Annotated in this window: 5 protein-coding genes and 1 pseudogene; 3 read left to right on the top strand and 3 right to left on the bottom strand. The window is 69.1% G+C overall.

Annotated elements, in window-relative coordinates:
* The first annotated feature begins 3 nt into the window (after nt 1-3).
* The gene (locus ABZV31_RS36190; protein ID WP_355901094.1) at nt 4-1,734 is read left to right on the top strand and encodes a helix-turn-helix domain-containing protein; all 1,731 of its coding nucleotides are present in this window, start codon (nt 4-6) and stop codon (nt 1,732-1,734) included.
* Nucleotides 1,735-2,030: 296 nt separating this feature from the next.
* Here the strand turns inward: ABZV31_RS36190 and ABZV31_RS36195 are convergent, their stop codons facing one another.
* Nucleotides 2,031-2,246 carry an acyl-CoA dehydrogenase family protein gene (locus ABZV31_RS36195; RefSeq protein ID WP_355901095.1) on the bottom strand — a complete coding sequence of 72 codons (216 nt, stop codon included), beginning with the start codon at nt 2,244-2,246 and terminating at the stop codon, nt 2,031-2,033.
* 23 nt (nt 2,247-2,269) lie between these two features.
* On the opposite strand from ABZV31_RS36195, the gene ABZV31_RS36200 reads away from it, so the two are divergent.
* Nucleotides 2,270-2,908: a hypothetical protein gene (locus ABZV31_RS36200; protein ID WP_355901096.1), complete on the top strand. Its 639-nt coding sequence runs from the start codon at nt 2,270-2,272 to the stop codon at nt 2,906-2,908.
* An 11-nt stretch (nt 2,909-2,919) separates the two neighbouring features.
* Nucleotides 2,920-3,099 carry a hypothetical protein gene (locus ABZV31_RS36205; protein WP_355901097.1) on the top strand — a complete coding sequence of 60 codons (180 nt, stop codon included), beginning with the start codon at nt 2,920-2,922 and terminating at the stop codon, nt 3,097-3,099.
* Nucleotides 3,100-3,684: 585 nt separating this feature from the next.
* Here ABZV31_RS36205 and fxlM read toward each other — a convergent pair.
* Together fxlM and ABZV31_RS36215 are read right to left on the bottom strand one after the other, a co-directional pair.
* Complete coding sequence (gene fxlM, locus ABZV31_RS36210) at nt 3,685-6,078, bottom strand: methyltransferase, FxLD system (RefSeq protein ID WP_355901098.1); 2,394 nt, start codon at nt 6,076-6,078, stop codon at nt 3,685-3,687.
* Nucleotides 6,075-6,338 (bottom strand): annotated as a pseudogene (locus tag ABZV31_RS36215) (NUDIX hydrolase); the annotation flags it as partial. The gene fxlM and the pseudogene ABZV31_RS36215, both read right to left, overlap by 4 nt.
* Nucleotides 6,339-7,607: the final 1,269 nt, after the last annotated feature.

Genomic DNA, 7,607 nt, shown 5'->3' on the forward strand with positions numbered 1-7,607 from the left:
GCGATGAGTACGCCTGCGGTCCCGGCCGCACGCTCGGCGGCGCCGGACACGCCACTGCGCGACCAGCTGAGCAACCTCCGCGGCCTGCTGATGCTCTCCATGCTGATGACCGAATGCACCGACGAACGCCAGATCCTGCACTTGGTGACCACGTCGGTGGCGTCCTTCGGACGCTGCCACGTCGAGGGCGTCTACTACCTGGAGGGTGGGTGGCAGACGACGGTGACGACGACAGCACGTCCGGAGGTGCGGGCTGCGATCGAGCCCCAGCTCAAGGCTCTCCGCTGCGGGGGCGGTCTGGTCACCGTCCCCGGCCAGGGCTGGGGATGGGCGCTACCAGTGCGCAGCCTTGACGAATACGTCGGTCACCTGATCGTGTCGGCCGGCGAGGAACCGTCGTCGGACGAGCTGTTCCTGCTTCAGGCACTCGCCCAGCAGTCCGGTGTTGCCCTGGCGAACGCGCGGCTGCACGCGAAGGAACGGGCCGCCTCCGAGGAGCTGCGCACAGCCAACGCTGCACTTGCCGAGACACTTGGCGCGCTGGAGCGGACCGTGCAGATCCACGATCGGTTCACCAGGGTTGCGGTTGCCGGCGGAGGGCAGGAGGGCATCGCGACCGCTCTGCATGAACTGACAGGGTTCCCCGTCGCCGTCGAGGACCGATACGGCAACCTGCGGGCGTGGGCGGGCCCGAACAAACCCGACCCGTACCCGAAGGATCCCCCAGCGCGCCGCGAGCAGATGCTGCGGCGCGCGGTGCGCGACGGGCGGCCGATCCGCGACGGCGGGCGGCTGCTGGTAATCGCCAGTCCGCGCCCGGATGTCCTCGGTGTCCTGGCGCTGGTGGACCCTGCGGGGGCGGCCCGGGACCAGGAGCTGATCGCATTGGAGCACGGGGCGACCCTGCTGGCGATGGAACTCGTTCGTCTGCGCAGTTTGGCCGAGACCGAGCTGCGCCTTCGGCGTGACCTGGTCGAGGAGTTGCTGTCGGGTACCGACGAACAGAGCGCCTTGGCCCGCGCGCAGGTGCTGGCCTATGACCTGGAGCGCACGCACCGGGTGATCGTCGTCGAGGCACGCGCGCGGGCGCAGGACCCGGAGGCGCTCCTCCACTGCGTGCGCCGCGCGGCCGGGTCGACAGGTACCGGTTCGCTGATGGTGACCCGGGGGGAGGATGTGGTGCTGCTCTCCGACCGCGTGGTGCCTTGGGATCAGTTCCGAACGGCCGTCCTGACCGAGCTGGGGGGCGGCGGGTGCCGGATCGGGGTCGGCGGCCCTTGTGAGCGACCTGGGGAGTTCCCGCGCTCCTACGGCGAGGCACTGCTCGCGCTGAAGATGCAGCGTACAGCGCGCGGCAGCGACCGCGTGGTCAGCTACGAGGAACTGGGCGTGTACCGGCTCCTCGGCGAGGTCGGGGACCCGGCAGCGGTCGAGCGGTTCGTGCGGCACTGGCTGGGATCACTCCTGGACTACGACGCCAGCAAGCGGTCTGAGCTGGTCAACACGTTGAGCCGGTACCTCGAGTGCGGTGGACGCTACGATTCCACTGCAGCGGCCCTGTCGGTGCATCGCAGCACGATCAAGTACCGGCTGCAGCGGATTCGCGAGATCTCGGGGCATGACCTTGCGAATCCGGACACCCACTTCAATCTGCAGCTGGCTACGCGAGCCTGGCGGACGCTCGAGGCGCTGCGGTCCTACCCCACGGCCGTAGGGCGTAATGGATTGAGGTGAGGAGGGAACCAGCCCGAACCGTGCGCTTGCCGAAAATCTCATCCGTCCAGCTCAGGCCGCATGTTGTTACTTGTGGAGGGTTCCACCGAACTGGTCTCGGCAGCGGGTGTCGAGGCGGGTGAGGCAACCCGGATCGCAGATCAGCTGGGGGAGTAGGCGCGGGAACACTGCGCCTGCGAGGGTGCGGTGGGGCCGGTGCCCGTTGTAGGACGCTCATGCGCGCGCAGTGCGTGGAGTAGGTGGGCTACTTGCGGGAGCAGCGCTGTGTGGACGGCTGTATCGCGCCCAGCAGCTTCTCACCTGCCTCTCACACGCTTCTCAGGGCCGTTGAGTCGCCAGGCCAGCTTGTAGAGGAGCAGGCGGGACGTCTCGAGCCGGAGCCGGTGATCGGTGATCCGGTGAGCGACGGACTGGTTCGCGCCGATCGGGCGCCCGAACTGGTGGCGCCTGTTGCAGTGCGACACCATCTCGTCGAACAGCCGGCCCAGCGTCCCCACCTGCGTGGCGAACATGAACCCGCGCCCACGGCGGTGACGTGGTCAGCAGCGGTGGGATCGTACTCCAGCACTTCCTCCCGGAGGAGTGGCGGGCGCTCGGCTTCGACATCCCCTGGTCGGATCTGTGCCGCGCTCATCGCACCATGGCCTGGATCGTGCCCGACTCGGGCCTCTCGCTGTCGAGCAAGCTCGTCTTCGGCTGGCTGAGCGAGCACTGCGATCGACTCGACCCCGAGGACGCTTCCTTCGTCAGGCAATACATTCCCTGGACGCGCGTCCTGGATGGCACGCCCCTCGACTTCCAGGGCAGGACTGCGGCACCGGTGGAAGTGCTCACCGAGTTCCAGGCGAGCCTGGTCCTGAAACCGGCTACCTCCTGCGCCGGCCAGGGTGTCCTCGTGGGCCGGGCCACGCCTGAAGCCGTCTGGGCCGACGCCGTGGCACACGTCGGTTCCGCGGGCACTTATGTGGTCCAGGAATACGTTCAGGCAGACGAGTTGGTGATGGACTTCTATGACGCGTCGGCGAAGTCCGTCGTGCGTACACCCGTTTCCTATGTGCTCGGTCCATATGTGGTCGACGACGTGAGCGCCGGTTGTTCCATCCGGCACGCCGCCTCATCGGTATCAGGTGTCGTCAATCACTCTCAGGAAGCTGGGATCAATCTAGTGCTCTAACGAACTCGTGCATGGCGCCGGTGATGGAGGCGGAGACGGCCCGGCTGCGGCGGAACTGCAAGCTGTGGGCTGACGCGGTCCGCATGGCAGAGTGGGTCCGGGCACGCGAGGCCGCGGACGCCGACCGGTACGAGGCGCAGCTCCGGAAGCAGATCTCCGAGCTCACCGCCGACCGGGATGGTTCGCGGTGAGACGTCGAGGACTTGGGCGGGGCTCGCCCGTCGCGATCGTTATCGTCGACACCGAGAACCGCATCCGCGCCTTCCTGCCTCAGCTTGACGCACCCAGGCCCCGCGCCAGGGCCTGCTGCCCGGCGCAGCCGACCGGATCGGGGTCGCCCTGCACATCCGGCCCCTGAGCCGAGACCGGCCGACACCTACAAGCCGACCTGGTCATCGCCGCGCTCCCGCCCGGCGCCGCGGACCCCCTCGCGCCGCTCTGTCTGACGGCGGACAACACGCTTCTCAACGTCATCTACCGGCCCTGGCCCACCCCACTCGCCCGCGCCGCCCATCGCGCGGGCAGTACCGTCATCGGCGGCCTCCCCATGCTCGTGTACCAGGCCGCCCGGCAAGTCGAACTCCAAACCGGCTCCACCCGAGTCCCGTTGGCCGATACGCGATGCGGCTCAACACGCCCTGCACCCAGCAGAGGGAAGGAAGCGTCGGTGACCAGGGAGTATCGGTGATGCCACCGAGTGGTGAGGTCGGCATCGGTCGCTGGACGGCGTGCTGATCTTGGTGACAGTTGTCGGTGTTATGTGTCAACAAGAGGCGTCAGCCGCAGCGCTCAACGGGGGCCGGGAGAAGAGCGTCACGGCCCGGCCACTGGAACACCAGGCGGCAGTGACGCTTGTCCAGGACATCCCCGGCTGGCAGCAGGCGATCGGGCGTGCTGGCCGGGTGGACGGTCAGGACCGGGTCGGTTCCCTTGCCGTCGTCGTTGCGCACGTCGCGGTCCCATGCCCTCACCGTGGCCGCCAGCTGCTCGGCGAGCTGTGGGCCCTGCTCGCCGAAGGCGTGGACAATCCACTCCCACTCCTTCTCGGCCGGGCTGTCGCCGTGACGGGTTTGGACGTGGATGAGGTAGGCCAGTGAGGCGTCGCCGAGGATCGCCGGCGCGTTGCTGCCGTTTGCGAGCTGGGTGACGCCGGTCCCCTTCTCCCGGTGAGCGACCAACCGGCAGAAGCCTGGCAGGGTCGTGGCCGCGTAGAGCTGTAGCGAGCCGAAGTAGAAGCTCGCCCCCATGGTCACCCCGGTGGCGACCTCGTGGCGCGGCCCGCGCAACGCCTCCTCCAGCCCCTCGGTGGGGGCGGCGTCGCCGTCCTCGAAGCGGAGCTGCAGCTCACCACCGAGGAGGTCGACGACCGGGGTGGTGCGGGCGTGCTCGCCCTGGTCGCGGACAAACCCGCAGTGCGTGAACTTCCGCGCGTGCAGCACGTCACCGCTGCGCTGGAAGGCGATCGCGCGGGTGTAGCCGCTGATCTCCAGCGGCAGGACCAGGCGCCCGCCCTCGGCGAGCTGCTCCCGCCAAGCCGAAGCGATGTCCCAGGTGTTGTAGGTGATCACGCTGCCGTCGAATCCGCCCCGGGGGACGAGCTGGGCAGGCGCGCCGTGGGCCGCGTCGCCTTGGAAGACGGTGACACGTCCGCTGCCGGCCTCGGCGGTGAACCGACGGGTCCGGCGCACGACGTACGGGTCGATGTCGCCGGTGACAACCCGCCCCGTGGAACCGGTGACGTGGGCGATCAACTCCGCGTTGTAGCCGCCGGATCCCGCCTCGAACACGCTCGCCCCCGGCTTCAGGCACAGGCTTTCGATCATGTCGGCCTGGAGCCAGGCCGCGGACACCGAACTGGTCGCCTGCCCGGTCTCGTCGCGTCGGGTGATGACGGCCCGGTCGCTGCCGTCGTACGCGGTCGTGAGGTCCTTCTCCGGGACGAAGCGGTGCCGGGGCACGGTACGCAGCGCCTGCTGGACCGGCTCAGAGGGGGCCCAGCCGCCGGCGATGACCGTCTCGGCCATCGTGTGGCGCAGCCGGACGGCTTCGGCTGGCTCGCCGGGCACGGGTGGCTGGTCGGCGGCGAGCGGGTAGGCGTGCACCGGCGGCAGGCCGGGGATGACGACGGGCCACACGGCGTCCAGGGCGTGCGCGGCGGGGGTGAAGATCTCCCCGATGAAGGCCAGGCCGTGCAGGTCGTGCCACTCCCACCCCTCGAACAAGCGTTCCTCACGGTTGGTGAGGGAGCCCGACCAGGCGGTGATGCGCACGATCGCGGTGAGCCGCGGCACGCCGTGGCTGTCGTCGACCAGCATCGTCAGCACGTGCGCATCGCAGGCGTCGGCGCTCAGGCCGGTCTCCTCCGCGAGCTCCCGCACCGCCGCCGAGGCGAAGTCCTCCGATCCGGAGCTCTTCCCTCCTGGGAGTTCCCACATGCCCCGGGTGGAGCTGCCGAGCAGCACCCGGCCGGCGGCGTCGGTGACGACCGCGAGGGCCCCGGTCAGGGCGTGACCGGTCGGCGGCTGCTTCTCCACCGCCTTGGTGCCGAAGTGGCAGGGGCCGCGCAGGATCAGCATAGTGAGCTCGTCCGCCGCCAGGTGCTCGGCCTGCTTCCAGCCCGCGGTGAGCAGACGGATCTCGCCCTCGTCGAGGGCGATGTCCCGCCGCTCCGGCGGGGTGTGCTCGGCCGTGGGGGTAATGACCACGAGCGCGCCGCCGGGCCGCAGCCGCTCGCCGAGCCCGTGCAGGACCCGGGTCCGGTCGCGCAGGAACGGGTACATCAGCCGCATGGTGATCAGGTCGTAGCCGTCCTCGCTTAGCTCCACCGGGTCGTCGCGCTCGATGTCCAGATGCAGCCAGCGCACCCCCTCGGCGTCGGCGTGTTCGTCCCGTGCCCGGGCGAGGGCGCTGTCGGCGAAGTCAACGCCGTCCACCGTGTAGCCGAGGGACGCGAGGTAAGCGGCCAGTGCTCCAGTGCCGCAGCCCACATCGAGCGCCCGTCCGCCGCCGTCGGGGACGGGCGTGTGTTCGGCGAGCAGGGTACGCTCACGTTCGCCGAGCTGCCGGAACCTCTTTCCGTCTGCATAGTGCTGCTGCCACTGGTCGCGGACGAGGTACGCCACGATGCTGCTCCTCAACTGCGCTTCTACGGTGGGCGGTATGGTCGTCATGGGCGGTTTGTGACGCGAAGCCGGGCCAGGGTGCGGCGGCCGCGCTCGACGAGTTCCGGATCGCCGTGGGCTGCCCCGTACTGGATTCCGGAGACGGCATCCAGTACCGACAGGACGACCAGGTGCTCCTCTTCGGCCGGGGTGAGGGGACGCCCGTAGCCGTCCATCACGGCCTCGTACAGGTCCGGCCGCCCGTGCCAGGCGTCGGACAGGCGCACGAAGTCCCGCACTGCCGGACCATCTTCGCTGCGCTTTGTGTCGGCAGAGACCGTGTCCCCCGCAGGTCGTGTCGCTTTTACACGAAGGCCGAGCCCTTCGTCTGTGTCGCGTCGTGGTCCCTTTTCTTGTGCGGCTGCGTGACTGAGATCACGTCCGTATGAGGTGGGTGCATCGGCTGGAACGAGAGGTGAACGCATGGCTTCGTGCGTAGGTGGCTCCTTTCGGGGGCGGCCATGGGGTGATGGGACCTTCAATGGCCGGGAGCATTCCCGGTTTCTCAAACCGGGGATCGTCGGGTACAAAGCCGCCCGCGAATGACCGGACCGAACTCTCCGCGTCGGCGTCTCGGCTCGGCGGTGTCGGAGCAGCGCGGGCAGATCGGTGGTGTTGGCGGCCCGCTGACGAAGGCTACCGGGCCGTTGCTTCGCTGTCCGTCGAGTCGGCCTGGTGCGGTGGGCGCGTACGGCAGGTGTCGCAGCTGGACTGCATCCAGGTGCGTTGGCCGTCGCAGCCGAGGCGGATGCGCCCCGGGGTGACGCAGGATTGGCAGGTGTGTTCGGAAGCGACCTCGCCCAGGTCGGTCAAGCGGGTGGCGCGGTCGGCGACGGTGATGCGCAAGCCGCCAAACTGTGTGCCGAACCGTTCGATGCGGTAACCAGGGTCGAGAGCAAGCAAGCCTCGGTGGAGCTGGTCGAGCAGTGCGGCCCAGCTGGACCCGACGGTCTAGGCCCAGGCGGGGATCTCCTGAACGACCACGGTCCCGTACGCAGCATTGCTGATCTCCGGCCTCTGCTGCACTCGAAGAACATCACGCTCACCGCCGCGGGCTTGTCACTTCGTGTCTGGCCGGCCACGATCTCCACCCTTGAACGAGGAGGGTGCAGTTCGTGGAACTGCACCGTCGGCGATGGCGCGGAGCGGGGCGAGGGCCGGGGGTCCGCCCCCCGGTGGCTCCGATGTCGTTCAGCGGCCCCTCGGTATTGGCCACTTGGCCCACCTGCTCGGAGAACAGCGATTGACGTCTTGAAGCGCCCGACCCCCATTTACCTCCAGCTACGTCCGTGAGGTGGGGCCACCGCAGACCGACCGTTTGGCGGCGCCAGCGATGGCCAGTTCGAGGAGGCCGATTACCGACGTCGAGGCCACCCCCCGCCTGCTACTCGAGAAACCCCACCTCAGGGCCACATCAAGCAGTACAGCTGATGCCCCGCCTCATATTGAGGCGGAACGGTTGAGTTGCCTGCTCGTTGGCAGGGTGTGATCGAGGTTGGGGACGCGCGTCGGCTGCCGCCCGCCGCGCGGGAGGTGGT

This window comes from Streptomyces sp. NPDC005202 (genome assembly GCF_040608235.1).
In the GTDB taxonomy this organism is placed as follows: Bacteria; Actinomycetota; Actinomycetes; order Streptomycetales; family Streptomycetaceae; genus Streptomyces.

What these genes read in the sequence shown, in the direction of transcription:
- fxlM (WP_355901098.1), bottom strand. Translation starts at nt 6,078, where the DNA reads ATGACGACCATACCGCCCACCGTAGAAGCGCAGTTGAGGAGCAGCATC.
- ABZV31_RS36195 (WP_355901095.1), bottom strand. Translation starts at nt 2,246, where the DNA reads ATGTTCGCCACGCAGGTGGGGACGCTGGGCCGGCTGTTCGACGAGATG.
- ABZV31_RS36190 (WP_355901094.1), top strand. Translation starts at nt 4, where the DNA reads ATGAGTACGCCTGCGGTCCCGGCCGCACGCTCGGCGGCGCCGGACACG.
- ABZV31_RS36205 (WP_355901097.1), top strand. Translation starts at nt 2,920, where the DNA reads ATGGCGCCGGTGATGGAGGCGGAGACGGCCCGGCTGCGGCGGAACTGC.